This is a genomic window from Streptomyces sp. 7R007 (assembly GCF_054850255.1).
In genome coordinates, this window is the sequence record NZ_JBTWMV010000024.1 from 35,920 (window position 1) to 51,077 (window position 15,158).

Sequence of the window (15,158 nt, forward strand, 5' to 3'; positions counted from 1 at the left end):
CTCCCGGTGCCAAAACGGGAGTTGAAACCCGGTTCGGTCACCGATCCGGCACAAATTCGTGAGTCCGCTGAACACCCCTGGGACCCCTTGCGTATCAGAGGGAGCCGCTTCACTCCTGTCGGGCGCCTCGATGCCCCGCCAAGCCCGCAAGGAAGTCAGAGGAGTTCCATGGGACGCAACACACGAAAACGCCGTACGCCGCTGGCCACCAAGGCCATAGCCGCATCGGCGGCCCTAGCGCTCGGTGGGGGCGGGCTGATCTGGGCGAACTTCTACGCCTCGGCTCACGAGTCGAACAACTCGGGGCAGAACCAGACCAAGGCCGCCACCGGCACGGTGGCGACCATCTCCTGCCCGGACGTCGGCCAGAAGCTGACGAACGTGCCGGCCAAGGCCCAGCAGGGCGTGGCCACGGAGCTGGCGAACCTCGACAAGCAGATCACCGAGGCCTACGCCCGACTCGCCTCCACGCGTCAGGCACAGACGCAGGACGCGAACTTCGTGCAGAACGCGATCGTCGGTCCCCTGAAGGAGAAGCGGGCGGCCACCATCGACCGGATCCGCATCGACATCCAGCGGGTCGGCGGTCAGGTCGACGCCGCCTCGCTGAGCCAGCTCGCCGCCTGTACGACGATGAGCACCGACCAGGTCAACCAGACCAACGCCGGCGGCAACAACAACGGCGGCCAGAACAACAACACCGGTGGGCAGAACAACAACGGCGGCCAGAACAACGGCGGTCAGGCCTCTGCCAACCCGAGCGCCAGCGCCGGCACGCCGAGCAACATCGGCGGGCAGGCCGGCAACGGCCCCGTCGCCGCCGACTTCGTGGACATCACCAAGGTGCAGCCGAACGTCGCCGCGAAGCCGCAGAAGACCGGCAACGCCTCGACCGGCTCCTTCACCACGAAGTGCGGTGTGAACGCGAACAAGAACCACAACACCGACAACGTCATCGTGGCGCCCGGCGTGACCAACGGCGCGCACCACCTGCACGACTACGTCGGCAACCAGAAGGTCAACGCGTTCTCCACCAACAACTCGCTGATCGCGGACCAGACCAGCTGCCAGAACCGGAGCGACCTGTCGGCGTACTACTGGCCGGTGGTCCGCATCCAGGACGGCACGCAGGACTTCGACCAGAACGCGGACGGCGGCGGCAAGGAGGGCAACGTCGGCAAGATCCTGACGCCGGTGCAGGCGCAGATCAAGTACGTCGGCAGCCCGACCAGCAAGGTCACCGCGATGCCGAACTTCCTGCGCATCATCACCGGTGACGCCAAGACCACCACCAACGGTCTGGCCAACGCCAACGCGCACTGGAGCTGCACCGGCTTCGAGAACAAGGTGCAGCTGACCACGCAGTACCCGATCTGCCCGCAGGGCAGCAACGTGGTGCGCACGTTCGCCTTCCAGTCCTGCTGGGACGGCCAGAACATCGACAGCGCCAACCACCGCACGCACGTGGCCTTCGCGGACGCGGCCGGCAACTGCCAGAACGGCTTCAAGGCCATTCCGCAGCTGACGATGCGCCTGGTCTACAAGATCACGCCGCCGACCATCCAGAACGGCGTGGTGAAGAACGCCTACGCGGTGGACGGCTTCCCGGACCAGTTGCACAAGGCGGCCACCGACCACGACGACTTCATCGCGGTCTTCAAGAACAACCTGGCGAACAAGATCGCCAACTGCATCAACAGCGGTCAGCGTTGCCAGTGACCTGACCGGCCGGTACGGCGAAGCGGGCGGTGGGAATCCCCCACCGCCCGCTTTCGTGTCTTTGCGGACCTCGGCGGACCTCAGCCGCTGTGGCCGCCGTGCTCGCTGTGGTTGGTCCCGATCTCCTCCCAGCCGCCCAGCGTGCCCTGGAGCGCCTTGACCACGCCGTCGTCGCCGACGGCGACCCACTTGCGGCCGACGAGGTAGTAACCGCCGTAGTCCTTGGCGTCGTTGATCCACTCGCGCTGGCCGCGGTCGGTGGCGAAGGTGGCGAAGACGAACTTGCCGTCGGAGTTCTTGCAGATGGCCTGGCGGACCTCGTCGGAGTCGATCTGCAGGTCCGGCTTGCACTTCACCTTGGCGGCCAGGCTCTCCAGGCTGCCGGTGGCGGTGACCGGAACCTTGGCGGCCGCGTCGCTGTCCGAGGATCCACAGCCCGCCAGCGCCAGGACGGCCGCGGCGCCGGCCACGGCGAGCATCGGTCGGGTCAACCTCATCTGTTCCTCCGGGTCGCTGTACTGGCCCCTGGGGCCCGTCCCCTTCGATACGGCTGCGGGGCGCCGGACGCTCAAATCCGGTGTACGCGAGAGTACGGGTGTGCGAACGTATGGCCCGTGAACCAAGACTGGGAAGATCGCGTGACCGCCGCCTGGGCCACCTTCGACGACTACGCGGAGGACGACGCCGCCGACTTCCGGGCCGTGATCGACGCGCTCGTCGCCGAGCTGCCGGAGGACAGCCCGCTCGGCCCCTTCGAGCAGGCCTGCGCCTGGGACTCGACCGGCCACTCGGACAAGGCCGTTCCGCTGTACCGGGAGGCGCTGGTCCGCGGGCTGAGCGGCTACAAGGGCCGCCGCGCCAAGATCCAGCTGTCCAGCTCGCTGCGGAACACCGGGCAGGCCGAGGAGGGCGTCAAGCTGCTCACGCCGGAACTGGACGCCCCGTCCGACGAGTTGGACGACGCCGTACGGGCTTGTCTGGCGCTGTGCCTGTCCAGCCTCGGCCGGGACCGCGAGGGCCTCTCCCTCGTCCTCGGCGCCCTGGCGCCCCATCTGCCGCGCTACCAGCGCTCGATGGCCAACTACGCACGTCTGCTGGTCGAACCGGAGGACTGAAGTCGCCCGGGTGGCGGTGACCATTCAACGATTCGCTCGTTCTGCTGAACGTGCAGTCACAGGATGTCGCCCCGCGCCCCGCGCCCTCCGCCACCGACCCGGTCGTCGACGTCGAACAGGCCGAGGCCGCGCTCGTCGAGCACTACCCACGGCTGGTCCGGCTCGCCTACCTGGTGCTCCCGCCCGCCCTCGGCCGCAACCGGCGCGTGGTGACCGCGCACGCCCTGGTCCAGCGCGCCCTGCCCCGGGGCCGCGCGCAGACGGTGGCGATCCCGGCCCAGCAGGGGAGTCCCCCGGCGCGAACGAACGCGAGCGGGCGGGAGGGCCGTGAGAGCGACCCCGGGTACGCCTTCCTCCGCCTCCAGGTGCTGCGGACCGCCCTGGAGGCCGGCCTGCCGCTGCGGCTCACCGCCTGGCCCAAGCGCGCCCAACTGCCGCCGCTGCTCCCCCAGGTGTGGGGCCTGCGGCTGTTCCCGCGCTCCGGCGGCGCCGACGAACTCGCCCTGGACCAGCGCCTGTCCGCCCTGTCCGGCCCGGCCCGCGCCGCCTACGTCCTGCGCGGCCTGGAGAAGCTCACCGACGACGAGGCGCGCACGGTGCTCGGCGCCGCCGGGGTCGCCGACGCCGACGCCGAGGCGGCACTGGACGAGGCCGACGACGTACCGGCGCAGTACGCGCTGCTGGAGTCCCCCGAGTTCGACCCGTGCTCCCTGCAGGCCCGGCCCACCGACCTGATGCGGCGCCGGCAGCACACCAAGGCGGCGCTCGCCGCGGCCGCCGCGCTCGCCGTGTGCGGGGCGCTGCTCGGCCTGCCCGGCGACGGCTGGGGCCCCGACGGCGCCGCGGCGCCCGCGTACGCGCAGAACCCGGCCGCCGAGGCCGCCCTCGACCCCGCCAACCTGGTCCGGGTCGCCCCCACGGCGTGGGAGTCCGCCACCCGCACCGACTTCTCCGTCTGGCCCGCGCGCGGCGACCTCACCGGCGACAGGGCGCTGCTGCGGCGCGCCCTGGCCGTGTGGGCCCGGCCCGGCGAGAGGGTCCAGGTCTCCGCGACCCCGGGCACCCCGTCCGGCGGCCCGGCGGGACCGCCCCAGCTGCTGTACGCCGGCACGGTCGACGGCGCGCACGTGGTGATCCTCTACGACGGTCTGCGCATCGCCCGGTACGCCGAGCCCACCGACGGCACCCAGGGCGCCGCCCTCGACTTCGCGCGGGTGGACGGGGCCGGGCGGGCCGAGGCGAGCGCGGTGGTGCTGAGCCGGTCCGACGGCAACGTCCGCTATCTGACGGCTCCCTGGGTGCGGAAGGCGGCCGAGCGGGACCTGCTCAAGCCGGGCTCCGGCGCGATGGACCTCGATCTGGCCCACGGGGTCACCGCACCGCAGGCCAGCCCGGCCCTGGCGAGCGGGGCGTGCACGTCGTGGAACGTGCTCCAGCTGACCGACGGCACGGGCACACGGCTGCTGACCGACCTCGGCGAACTGGTCCCGGCCCGCCTCACGGTCGGCCGGCCCGGGTCGGCCCGGGAGGCGTCCGGCGCTCAGGCGCTGCGCACCTGGGCGCCGTACGCCTGCTCGCTGTCCTCGGTGCGGGCGGGCGGGGTGCGCAGTGTGAACGCCTGGGCGTACGCCGAGCAGCCGCTGCCGGACGCGAGCGGGACGGCCGACTGGGTGTGCACGCGGGCGGAGACCTGGCGCGGGGGCGGGACGCGGGTCCTGGCGCAGTTCCGCACGCCGGGCGGCACGTACGGGGCGGTCGCGGCGAAGGCGGAGAACGGGCCGGAGTGCGGGGCGAAGGACCCGCACGTGCTGGCCGGGGTGCTGTGGAAGTCGGAGGCGGGCAGCTGGTACCTGCTGGCCGCCGGGAGCCGGGGCACCTCGTCGGTGCGCGCGTCGGGCGGGGTCAGCGCGTCGAGCCGGGGCGGCCTGCTGGCGGCCCGGGCCGAGCAGGGGGCGCAGGCCGAGCTGAAGGCCACGCTGGACGACGGACGCGTGATCAGCGGGCTGCGGTGAGCCGGGGCCCCGCCTTGCTGACAGAAATGTAAATAAGGGTCCGCAAGGGGGTTCACCCGGGCGCTACCCGTCAGTACATTGACGCCATGTCCAACAAGCGTGAACGGGTGCCCCTCAAGGCCCGCAACGTCTCCTTCTCCTGGGACGGCACCCCGTTGCACTGGGTGCCGGGTGACCCGTTCGTCTCGCACACCATCAACGTGCTGCACCTGCTGCTGCCCGCCGGCGAGCGCTGGTTCGTGCACGTGTACAAGCAGGTGCTGCCGCTCATCCGGGACGACCGGCTGCGCGCGGACGTCATCGGGTTCATCGGGCAGGAGGCGATGCACTCGCAGGCCCACGACGAGGTGCTGCCGCACCTGAGGGAGCTGGGCCTGGACCCGACGCCGTACACCGCGCAGGTCGACTGGTTCTTCGAGAAGCTGCTCGGGGACCGCACGCTGCCGCCGGGGCGGGCCCGCAGGTGGTGGCTGCTGGAGCGGGTCGCGCTGATCGCCGCCATCGAGCACTACACCGCCTTCCTCGGCGACTGGGTGCTCAACGCCCACGCGTTGGACCGGCGCGGCGCCGATCCGACCATGCTGGACCTGCTGCGCTGGCACGGCGCCGAGGAGGTCGAGCACCGGTCGGTCGCCTTCGAGCTGTTCCAGCACGTGGACGGCGGCTACGGGCGGCGCGTGCGGACCTGGGCGACGGCGTTCGCGACGCTGGTCTTCCTCTGGCAGCGCGGGACGCGGTTCTTCATGGCGAACGACCCGACACCGCTGGACGAGAAGCCGAGCCTGAAGGACCTGTACGTGCGCGGCAGGCAGGGTCTGCTGCCCTCGGCCGGCGCCATGCTGCGGTCGGTCCCGCGCTATCTGAGCCGCGACTACCACCCCTGCCAAGAGGGCTCCACCGCGCAGGCGGTGGCCTATCTGGCCTCCTCCCCCGCCGCGCTCGCCGCCCTCGCCGCCGAGAAGAAAGCCGCGTGATGCCGAAGCTCCGTACCGTCGCCCTCACCCTCGGTGCCGCCCTGCTCGCCCGGCGCGCGCTGCGCCGCCGGGTCCAGTCCTCGCCGCTGTGGCCGTGGCCCGCCCTGGAGCACCCGGTCTCCGGGCGTCCCCGGTCGCGGGCGCTCCGGCTGCTGGTCACCGGGCACCGGACGGTGGCCGACGGGGTCGTACACCTGCGCCTGGAAGGCGAGGACCTGCCGCGCTGGGAGCCCGGGGCGCATCTCGACCTGGTGCTGCCGTCGGGGCTGGTGCGGCAGTACTCGCTGTGCGGGGACCCGGCGGACACCTCCTGCTACACGGTGGCCGCGCGGCTGGTCGAGGACGGGCGGGGCGGCTCGCGCGAGGTGCACGAGCAGGTGCGGGAGGGGATGGAGCTGGAGGTGGGCGGTCCGCGCAACCGCTTCCCGCTCGTCGAGGCCCCTTCGTACGTCTTCGTCGCGGGCGGCATCGGCATCACCCCGATCCTGCCGATGCTGCGCGCCCTGCCGGACGGCGTGGAGTGGCAACTGCTGTACTGCGGGCGGTCGTTGGATTCGATGCCGTTCGTGCGGGAGGTCACCGAGCTGGGCGGGGACCGGGTGACCGTGGTCGCCGGGGTGCCGGATCTCGACGCGCTGCGCGTACCCGAGGACGCCGCCGTCTACTGCTGCGGGCCGGAGGGGCTGATGGCGGCGGTCGAGGAGCGGCACCCGCGGGTGCACCTGGAGCGCTTCACCCCGCGCACCACCGCCGACGGGGCCGCCTTCGAGCTCGAACTGCGGCGCAGCGGACGGACGTTGACCGTGCCGGAGGGCACGAGTGTGCTGGCCGCGGTGCGGGCGGAGCTGCCGGACACGCTGTACTCCTGCGAGCAGGGCTTCTGCGGGACCTGCCAGCAGCGGGTGCTGGAGGGCGAGGTGGACCACCGGGACGAGCTGCTGACGGACGGGGAGCGGGCCGACTCGATGCTGATCTGCGTGTCGCGGGCGCGCGGTGATCGTCTCGTGCTGGACATGTGAACGCCGTTGGTCGGTCCGGTCCGTTCGAGGCCGGATCCGATCGGTAAGGTGTTCGCATGAGTACCGGGGTACGCCGCAGAATGGGAGTCGAGGAGCGGCGGCAGCAGTTGATCGGCGTCGCCCTCGAACTGTTCAGCCAACGCTCGCCCGACGATGTCTCCATCGACGAGATAGCAGCCGCGGCCGGCATCTCCCGGCCGCTGGTCTACCACTACTTCCCCGGCAAACTCAGCCTGTACGAGGCCGCGTTGCAGCGTGCGGCGGACGATCTGGCGGGCCGCTTCAAGGAGCCGCACCACGGTCCGCTGGGGGCGCGGCTGCTGCGCGTGATGCACCGGTTCTTCGACTTCGTCGACGAGCACGGCCCCGGTTTCTCGGCCCTGATGCGCGGCGGCCCGGCGGTGGGCTCCTCGGCCACCAACGCGCTCATCGACTCCGTACGGCAGGCCGCCTTCGACCAGATCATGTCGCACCTGGGTGTCGAGGACCCGCCCGCACGCCTGGAACTCGTCGTGCGCTCCTGGATCTCGCTCGCCGAGTCCACCGCGCTGATCTGGCTCGACGGCCGCCGCATCCCGCGCGCCGAACTGGAGCACCAGCTCGTCAACGACTTCGCCGCGCTGGCCGCCGTGAGCGCCGCCTACGACCCCGAGATGGCCGCCCTGCTGCGCAAGACGGTCCAGGAGGAGCCGGGCGGCGGCCCGTTCGCGGACCTGGCCGCCCGGCTGATCGCGCTGGCGTCCTGAGCGTCAGCGCACGAACTTGCGGTACGACGGATCGAGGTCCCGTACCTCGGCGGAGGCGTGCAGGGTGTGGCCCTCCCGGGGCGTCACGTACGTGCCCAGCAGTTCCAGCACGGACTCCGTCAGGCGGGCCTTCGTCTCGTCGGTGCGCCCGGCGAGCAGGCCGATGGTGACGTGCACGATGACGTTGCGCTGGTCGAAGTCGTCGTAGGCGTACGCCGACAGCCCGCCCCGGAACGTCGTCTTGCAGGCCTCCGGCTTGGCCGCGGCGATCTCGACGACCGACTCGTGCAGGGCCCGGGCGAAGCCGCCCCTGTCGAAGGCGTCCCTGTCCTCCCGCACTGCGGTGTAGTCGACGGTGATCTGCGGCATGGGCACTCCTGTTCTACGGCGGCGACAGGCTCACCCTAGTTCCCCGGCCGCGGGCGGGCATCAGCTCCTCAGCCGCAGGGCCAGCATCGCGATGTCGTCCTCCCGCTCGTGCCCGAAGCAGGCCAGCAGCGTGTCGCACAGGGCGTCGAGGCCGGGCAGGGCGCCGACGGCGGCCGCGCGCAGGTGCTCCATGGAGACCGACAGATCCGTGCCCCGGGTCTCGATCAGACCGTCGGTGACCATCAGCAGCCGGTCGGTGGGCTCCAGGAACAGCTCGGTCGGCGCCGGGTGCGGCACGCCCAGGCCGAGCAGCGGGCCGGCCGCCTTGGCGTAGTCGGCGGTGCCGGAGTCCCGCACGATCAGCGGCGGGATGTGGCCCGCGTTGGCGATCCGGGTGCGCCCGGTCTCCGGCTCCAGCAGGACCAGGCAGACGGTGGCCGTGACCTCGGGATGGTAGTGCTGGAGCATCCGGTCGAGGCGCTCGGCGAGCACCGCCGGGTCGCTCTCCTCGACGCAGTAGGCGCGCAGCGCGTGCCGGATCTCGACCATGATGGTGGCCGCCTCCAGCGAGTGCCCGACGACGTCGCCGACCGCGGTGAGCACGCCCTCCTTCGTGCGCAGCACGGCGTAGAAGTCGCCGCCGATCTCGGTCTGCCGGGAGGCGGGCACGTACCGCACGACGGTGTCCACGCCCGGCAGTTCGGGCAGTTTGTGCGGCTCGGGCAGGAAGCTGTGCTGGAGGGTGAGGGCGACATGCCGCTCCACCTGGTACATGAGCAGCGGCTCGGCGGCCAGCGCGGTGGCCTCGGCGAGCTGGGCCAGCAGCGCCTCGGCCTCCGGGCCGACCCGGCGCATCCCGCGGGTGGGCGCGGCCAGGCACACCGGGGCCTTGCCGTCCTGGGTGACGACGAGGGCGAGGCGGGCATCGTGCTGGACGCCGGGCCGGAAGAACCCGGCGGGCCACAGCGGGGCCGGCACGGTGGTGATCTGCACTCCGGACTGGCCCCGGGTCAGCCGCCGCAGCAGGGCGGTGACGGCGCGGTGGGCACCCTCGTCGGGCAGGGCCACGGAGGTACGGTCCCGGGACAGGCCGCGGTAGAGCTGGTCGTCCTGGTCGAGGACGAACACGGCGGCGGGGGTGCCGGTGACGCGGGCGGTGCCGTCGGCGGCGGCGTCGGCGAGCTCCTGCAGGGAGCGGGCCGACTGGATGCCGACGATCGTCTCCGACAGCAGCGTCAGCCGCCGGACCAGGGCCTGGCTGTCGGCGCGCAGTTGCGCGGTGCGGACCGCGGCCCGGACGGCCGCCTCGATCTCCTCGGGCTCGGCGGGCACCGTCAGGTACACCTCGTCGCCCGAGTCCAGGCCGCGGCAGCGGTCGGCCGGGGGCACCGCGGCGGCCGAGAAGTGCACGACGGGCAGGCCGGCGGTGTGCGGGCTCTCCTTGAACCGGCGGCACAGCTCGAAGCCGCTCATGTCCGGCAGGCCCACGTCGACCAGCGCCACGTCGGGCAGGGTGCCCTTGAGCCGCCGGGCGTCGAGTTCGCGCAGTGCCTCCCCGCCGCAGGCGACGGCGACGACGCGGTGCCCGGCCCGGCGCAGCACGCTCTCCATGGCGTACCGGCTGGCAGCCACGTCGTCCACGACCAGTACGGTCGTGCCTGTCGGTGTGCCGTTGAGGTCCATGTTCCTGCCTCTGGACAACAGCGGTGGGACAGACCGTCGAGGCCTGCCCCACCACGGTAATGCCGTTGTCAGGAAATGCGGGAGAACACCGCAACGGTCCGTGCCGGAACGCTGAAAGTGCCCGATTCACTCTGATACGCGGCCGACTTCACGATAGGGTCCGCTCCGTCCCGCTGCACGGGATGCAGCCGGTAGCCCGTCCCCGCCAGCGCGCTCACCCGCTGCTCCTGCCGGTCCGGCGTGGCGTTGAAGACGACGACCAGGTCACCGAGTTGCATGGTGATCACGCCGGGCGTCTCGTCCTTCCCGGACAGCGGGAAGGAGAGCCTCGACTGCACCGCGTCCGCCGTGGCCAGCGAGAAGACGCTGTCCGTCGTACGGATGCGCAGCAGGTCCCGGTAGGCCGCCGAGGCGCCGTCGATCTGCGCGCAGCCGACCTTGACCGTGCCGAGCAGCGGTTTGGCGTACGGCCACTTGGCGGCGTTGTCGGCCGCCATGGGCAGGCCGCGTCCGAAGCCGTTGCCGTCGGCGCAGTTCCAGTGGATGGCGTTGAACCAGTCGCCGCTGTCGAAGGAGTTGCGGTCCAGGGACTTGGAGCGCAGCAGGTCGGAGCCGGCCTGGGAGAGCGCCGGGCCCTGCGAGAGGGCCGCGGTGGCCATCGCGAGGACCTGCATACGGGCCCGGTCGGCGGCGCTGGTCGTGGCGGGCAGCTTGTACGTCAGCGCGTCGAACAGGGACTCGTTGTCGTGGGCGTCGACGTAGGCGAGGGCGTCGCCGGGCGCGTCCGCGTAGCCGGCGGGCGAGCCGTTGTAGTCGACCTCGGCGCCGGTGACCTCCTTGCCGTCGGTGTCGGTGAAGTGGTACTTGGCGAGGTTTCCGGTGAGGCCGACCTTGATGAGGTCCTGGTAGTGCAGGAGGCGGGCCTTCTGCTCGGCCGGGGTGCCGTTGGCCGTCGAGGAGTTGGGGTCGGTGTAGAGGCCGGAGGCGAAGCCCTGGACGCCGGGGTCGGAGTCGAAGGGGCCGCCGCCGCGCACCGCGTCCCGGGCGCGGTCGGAGAAGGTCGCGATGCCGGTGCCGGCCATGTTCTGCTGGGTGGCCTGCACGAAGCGGGCGTTGTCGGCGACCTCGCCGAAGTTCCAGCCCTCGCCGTAGAGGATGATCTTCTTGCCGTCGACGCCGTCCTTCTTGAGGGTCAGCGCGTCGAGGGCCTTGCGGACGGCGAGGATGTTGGCCTTGGGGTGGTGGCCCATCAGGTCGAAGCGGAAGCCGTCGACCTTGTACTCCTTGGCCCAGGTGACGATGGAGTCCACGACCAGCTTGCCCATCATCGCGTTCTCCGGCGCGGTGCCCGCGCAGCAGGTGCTGTTGGCGACCGAGCCGTCGGCGAGGAGCCGCTGGTAGTAGCCGGGCACGATCTGGTCGAGGACGGAGGCGGCGGCCTCTCCGCTGGCCGCGGTGTGGTTGTAGACGACGTCCATGACCACCCTGAGGCCGTCCTGGTTGAGCGCCTGGACCATCTTGCGGAACTGGACGGTGCGGGCCGTGCCGTCCGGGTCGGTGGCGTACGAGCCCTCGGGGACCGTGAAGTGGTACGGGTCGTAGCCCCAGTTGTAGGCGTCGCCGGCCGCCGTCTTCGCCACGCACGCCTGCTGCTGGTCGGAGTCGGCCGGGAAGGAGGCGAGGTCGCAGCCGGGGCTCGCCTGGTCCGCCTTCTTCTCGGGGACGGTGGCGAAGTCGAAGGCCGGCAGCAGATGCACGTAGGAGGTGCCGGACTTCGCCAGCTCGCGCAGGTGCCGGGAGCCGTCGCTGTCCTTGTCGGTGAAGGCGAGGTAGGTGCCCTGCTCCTTGGCCGGGACGGTCGGGTCGGCGACCGAGTAGTCCCGGATGTGCAGCTCCTGGATCTGGGCGTCCCTGAGCGGTACGGCCTTGGGCTTGGCCAGGCTCGACCAGCCGCTCGGGGCGAGGGACTTGTCGTTCAGGTCGGTGACGAGGCTGCGCTCGGAGTTCGCGGTGAGGGCGACCGAGTAGGGGTCGGTGACCTTGTTGGTGACGACCTTGCCGGCGCTGGGCGCCCACACCTTCACGACGTACCGGTAGGGCTTGTCCTTCCAGGACGCGGGACCGGTGACGGACCAGACGCCGGTGGCGCCGTCCCGGTGCATCGGCTTGAGGGCTCCGTCGAGCTCCAGGGAGACGCTCTGCGCGGTCGGCGCCCAGACGGCCAGCGTGGGGCGGCCGTTGTGGAACGTCGGCCCCAACTCGGCCTTGGTGGCCGCCGGGTAGAGGTCGTCGAGCACGCCGGCGGTCTGCACGCCGGTCGCGGCGAGCACCGCGCCGTTCGCGGCCCGCTGGGAGGCGACGACCTGGCCGCCGAGCGCCTCGCGCACCCGGTCGCGGTCGCGCGGGTCGACCGACCAGGCCGTGTAGTCCTTCAGGTACGGGAACTTCGCCTTCTGGGCGTCGGTCAGGCTGGTCTTCGTCAGCCGCAGCCAGCGCTCGTCGTCGCTGGTCAGCGTGCCGTTCTTGACGGCGATGGAGCCGTCGTGGGAGGAGACGAGCTGGGTGGAGACGGCGCCGTCGGAGCCGTTCCAGGCGACGGTGTCCCGGTCGATCCAGACCGCCTTGGAGGTGCTCAGGTCGAGCGCGGCAGCCGAACCGGCCGGCTGGGGCAGCAGGTACTTCTCCTGGCCGTTCAGCAGCCACACCTCGTACCCGTTGGCCGTCAGGTCCAGCGACTGGTCGGCGGCGAGGTCCTTCTCGTCGCCCTTGTGGATGATGTAACTGAGGCTGGTGGCACCGTCGGTGAGGGGCACCTCGAAGACGGCGCCGTAGGCGTCCGTCCGCACCGGCGTCAGCGGCTTCGACCAGTCGGTGGGGTTCGCGGCGCCCGTCCACACGTGCAGGCCCCAGCCGTCGTAGTTCCCGTCGGCGCGGTGGTAGTGGATGACCGCCTTGGTCGTGTCCTGCGCCGGGTAGTCGGCCGTGGGCTTCTCCGTCCGCACGGCCTCCTTGCCCTGCTCGATCCAGACCTCGCCGGTCTTGGTGACGTCGATCGAGCGGTCCGCGGAGACGTCCTTGTCGCCGTCCTTGTCGATGACGAGGAACCCGACGTTCGAGGCGCCGGACTTGACCTTGACGTAGGCGAAGGCCCCGTAGGCGTCCCGCCCGACGAAGGGGTGGCTGTCCGGCCAGGTGGTGGACTCGCCGTCGGCGAGGTCGCCCCAGGCGTACAGGCCCCAGTTGCCGTAGTCGCCGTCGGCGCGCTTGTAGTGGACGATCACGTAGTCCCGGGAGGAGGCGGTGGGCGTCTCCTCGGCGGGCGGGGTGCCGGAGGCGGAGGCGGCCGTCGCGGACGCCGTGTGTCCGGCGGAGTCGACCACAACGGCCTTGTAGCGCAGGGCCGTTCCGGCCGCTACGTCCTTGCCGAGGGTCTGGGTGACCTTGTACGGGGCGTGGTCGGCGGAGCCGAGGGTCCGCCAGGCGCCGTCGCCGACCTGGGCGGCGAAGACGACCCGGTTCAGCTGTCCGCCGTCGACGTCCGCGGAGACCTCGACCGTGCCGGTGGCGCCGGCGTCGGGGGCCTTGAGGGTGAGCGTCGGCTTGGCGGCCGGGGCGGCGAGCGGGCCGGTGGCCTTCAGGACGATCGCCGAGCCGGCGGGCACCGTGACGGTGACCTTCTTGTCGGCGCCGGAGGTGACGGTGTCCGAGGTCCCGTAGATGCCGCGGAACGTCATGTCCGCCGAGCCGGTCGCGAAGGTCGCCGTCCGCGCCTGGTCGGCGTTGTTGAAGGCGACGACGTACTCGGTGCCGCCCTGGGTGCGGGAGAAGGCGTAGATCCCGGCGCCGTCGGCCGCGTAGCGCTCGGTCTGCACTCCGTCGGTGAGGGCGGGGTTGTCCTTGCGCAGCTTGCCGAGAGCACTGATCTGCCGGTAGAGCGGTGCGCTCGTGTCGTAGGCGTCGCTGGCGTGCGTGCGGCTCGTGCCGATCTCGTCGTCGTCGAGGTAGTCGGCGACCTTCGAGGCGAACATGGTCTGGCGGGCGTCCTTGTCGCCGCCGGAGCCGGTGAAGCCCTGCTCGTCGCCGTAGTAGACGACCGGGTTGCCGCGGCTGAGGAACATCACCTCGTTGGCGAGCTCGTCCTTCGCGAGCAGTTCGGCGTCCGTCGCCTTCGGGTTGTCCTGCTTGAGGAAGTACCCGATGCGGCCCATGTCGTGGTTGCCGAGGAAGGTGACCTGCTCGTAGGCGTTGGCCTTGTCGGTCGTGTACTTGTAGTCGTCGCCGAAGACCTTCGACAGGCTCTGCGCGCTGCCGCCCTGGGAGGCGTAGGAGCGGGCGGCGTCCTGGAAGGGGAAGTCGAGGGTGGCGTCGAGCCGGCCCTGGGTGACGTACGGCGAGGTGACGGAGGTGTCGGCGGAGTAGACCTCGCCGAACATGAAGAAGTTCCTGCGGCCGTGCGCGGCGGCGTACGTGTCGAGCGCCGTCGCCCACTGGGTCCAGAACTCCATGTTCACGTGCTTGACGGTGTCGATGCGGAAGCCGTCGACGCCGAAGTCCCTGACCCAGCGCTCGTAGATCCTCTCCATGCCCCGCACCACCTCGGGACGCTCGGTCCACAGGTCGTCGAGGCCGGAGAAGTCGCCGTAGGTCGTGGACTCGCCCGCGTAGGTCGAGTCGCCCCGGTTGTGGTACATCGTCGGGTCGTTGAGCCACGACGGCACCTTGCTGTGCTCGGTGACGGTCGGGGTGCGCGGGAAGGAGGCGGTGGAGACGGCCGGGAAGGCGCTCTTGCCGTCCGCGTAGTCGCTGTCGTCGAAGGGCTGCCCGTCCTTGGTCAGGTACGGGAACGCGCCCTTGGAGAGGTAGTCGTAGGACTTCTCCTCGTAGTCGACGACGTCGGCGGTGTGGTTGGTGATGACGTCGAAGAAGACCTTCATGCCCTTGGCGTGCGCCTTGGAGATGAGGGTCGACAGGTCCTTGTTGGTGCCGAAGTGCGGGTCGACCTGCGTGAAGTCGGTGATCCAGTAGCCGTGGTAGCCGGCCGAGGCGTTGGACCCGGTGCCCTGCACGGGCCGGTTCTTGAAGATCGGGGCCATCCAGATGGCGGTGGTGCCCAGCCCCTTGATGTAGTCGAGCCTCTTGGTCAGGCCCTTGAGGTCGCCGCCCTGGTAGAAGCCCTTGTCGGTGGGGTCGTAGCCGGTGGACAGGCGCGAGCCGGTCAGCCCGCCCCGGTCGTTGGAGGTGTCCCCGTTGGCGAAACGGTCCGGCATGACGAAGTAGAACTGCTCCCGCGTGTCGTCGTGCCGGGCGGGCTCGGCGGCGAGCTTCGCGTCGGACGGCGGCGCGGGCGGGGCGTCGGCGCGGGCGGCGAGCGGCTGGACGAGCGCCGCGGCCAGCGCGGTCACGGTGACCGCGGCGACCCGGCCGGTCCGGGCGGTGCGGCGCCTCTGCGGCGCCTGCCATCTCGGTATCACGGACATGGACTCCTTGCGATGACGGCTCTCTTGGGTCCGACCCCGCGCGA

Annotated in this window: 10 protein-coding genes; 6 read left to right on the forward strand and 4 right to left on the reverse strand. The window is 71.4% G+C overall.

Annotated elements, in window-relative coordinates:
• Window positions 1-168: 168 nt before the first annotated feature.
• A complete protein-coding gene (locus tag ACYF6T_RS27915; RefSeq protein WP_461699832.1) occupies window positions 169-1,719 on the forward strand; it encodes a DUF1996 domain-containing protein in 1,551 nt (516 codons plus the stop codon).
• Between the two features lie 80 nt (window positions 1,720-1,799).
• Here the strand turns inward: ACYF6T_RS27915 and ACYF6T_RS27920 are convergent, their stop codons facing one another.
• A complete protein-coding gene (locus tag ACYF6T_RS27920) occupies window positions 1,800-2,216 on the reverse strand; it encodes a hypothetical protein (protein ID WP_461699833.1) in 417 nt (138 codons plus the stop codon).
• Between the two features lie 117 nt (window positions 2,217-2,333).
• Here ACYF6T_RS27920 and ACYF6T_RS27925 point away from each other — a divergent pair, with 117 nt between their 5' ends.
• From ACYF6T_RS27925 to ACYF6T_RS27945, 5 genes are all read left to right on the forward strand, one after another.
• The gene (locus tag ACYF6T_RS27925) at window positions 2,334-2,834 is read left to right on the forward strand and encodes a tetratricopeptide repeat protein (RefSeq protein WP_461699834.1); all 501 of its coding nucleotides are present in this window, start codon (window positions 2,334-2,336) and stop codon (window positions 2,832-2,834) included.
• A gap of 50 nt (window positions 2,835-2,884) precedes the next feature.
• Window positions 2,885-4,846 (forward strand): hypothetical protein, encoded by a 1,962-nt coding sequence (locus ACYF6T_RS27930; protein ID WP_461699835.1) that lies wholly within the window; start codon window positions 2,885-2,887, stop codon window positions 4,844-4,846.
• Window positions 4,847-4,932: 86 nt separating this feature from the next.
• Window positions 4,933-5,820, forward strand: coding sequence for a metal-dependent hydrolase (locus tag ACYF6T_RS27935; RefSeq protein ID WP_461699836.1), 888 nt, complete (start codon window positions 4,933-4,935; stop codon window positions 5,818-5,820).
• Complete coding sequence (locus ACYF6T_RS27940) at window positions 5,820-6,839, forward strand: PDR/VanB family oxidoreductase (RefSeq protein ID WP_461699837.1); 1,020 nt, start codon at window positions 5,820-5,822, stop codon at window positions 6,837-6,839. Before ACYF6T_RS27935 ends, ACYF6T_RS27940 begins: the two co-directional genes overlap by 1 nt.
• Before the next feature lie 56 nt (window positions 6,840-6,895).
• Entirely contained in the window at window positions 6,896-7,585 is a 690-nt protein-coding gene (locus tag ACYF6T_RS27945; RefSeq protein ID WP_461699838.1) for a TetR/AcrR family transcriptional regulator, read from the forward strand.
• 3 nt (window positions 7,586-7,588) lie between these two features.
• Here the strand turns inward: ACYF6T_RS27945 and ACYF6T_RS27950 are convergent, their stop codons facing one another.
• The 3 genes from ACYF6T_RS27950 to pulA form a co-directional block, all read right to left on the reverse strand.
• Window positions 7,589-7,954: a 5-carboxymethyl-2-hydroxymuconate Delta-isomerase gene (locus ACYF6T_RS27950; protein WP_461699839.1), complete on the reverse strand. Its 366-nt coding sequence runs from the start codon at window positions 7,952-7,954 to the stop codon at window positions 7,589-7,591.
• A gap of 60 nt (window positions 7,955-8,014) precedes the next feature.
• Window positions 8,015-9,637: a SpoIIE family protein phosphatase gene (locus ACYF6T_RS27955; protein WP_461699841.1), complete on the reverse strand. Its 1,623-nt coding sequence runs from the start codon at window positions 9,635-9,637 to the stop codon at window positions 8,015-8,017.
• A gap of 68 nt (window positions 9,638-9,705) precedes the next feature.
• Window positions 9,706-15,108, reverse strand: coding sequence for a pullulanase-type alpha-1,6-glucosidase (pulA, locus tag ACYF6T_RS27960; RefSeq protein WP_461699935.1), 5,403 nt, complete (start codon window positions 15,106-15,108; stop codon window positions 9,706-9,708).
• Window positions 15,109-15,158 lie beyond the last annotated feature (50 nt).

Excerpts from the sequence above, each read along its gene's own strand:
- ACYF6T_RS27915 (WP_461699832.1), top strand. The coding sequence starts at position 169 with ATGGGACGCAACACACGAAAACGCCGTACGCCGCTGGCCACCAAGGCC.
- ACYF6T_RS27920 (WP_461699833.1), bottom strand. The coding sequence starts at position 2,216 with ATGAGGTTGACCCGACCGATGCTCGCCGTGGCCGGCGCCGCGGCCGTC.
- ACYF6T_RS27935 (WP_461699836.1), top strand. The coding sequence starts at position 4,933 with ATGTCCAACAAGCGTGAACGGGTGCCCCTCAAGGCCCGCAACGTCTCC.
- ACYF6T_RS27940 (WP_461699837.1), top strand. The coding sequence starts at position 5,820 with ATGCCGAAGCTCCGTACCGTCGCCCTCACCCTCGGTGCCGCCCTGCTC.
- ACYF6T_RS27945 (WP_461699838.1), top strand. The coding sequence starts at position 6,896 with ATGAGTACCGGGGTACGCCGCAGAATGGGAGTCGAGGAGCGGCGGCAG.
- ACYF6T_RS27950 (WP_461699839.1), bottom strand. The coding sequence starts at position 7,954 with ATGCCGCAGATCACCGTCGACTACACCGCAGTGCGGGAGGACAGGGAC.
- ACYF6T_RS27955 (WP_461699841.1), bottom strand. The coding sequence starts at position 9,637 with ATGGACCTCAACGGCACACCGACAGGCACGACCGTACTGGTCGTGGAC.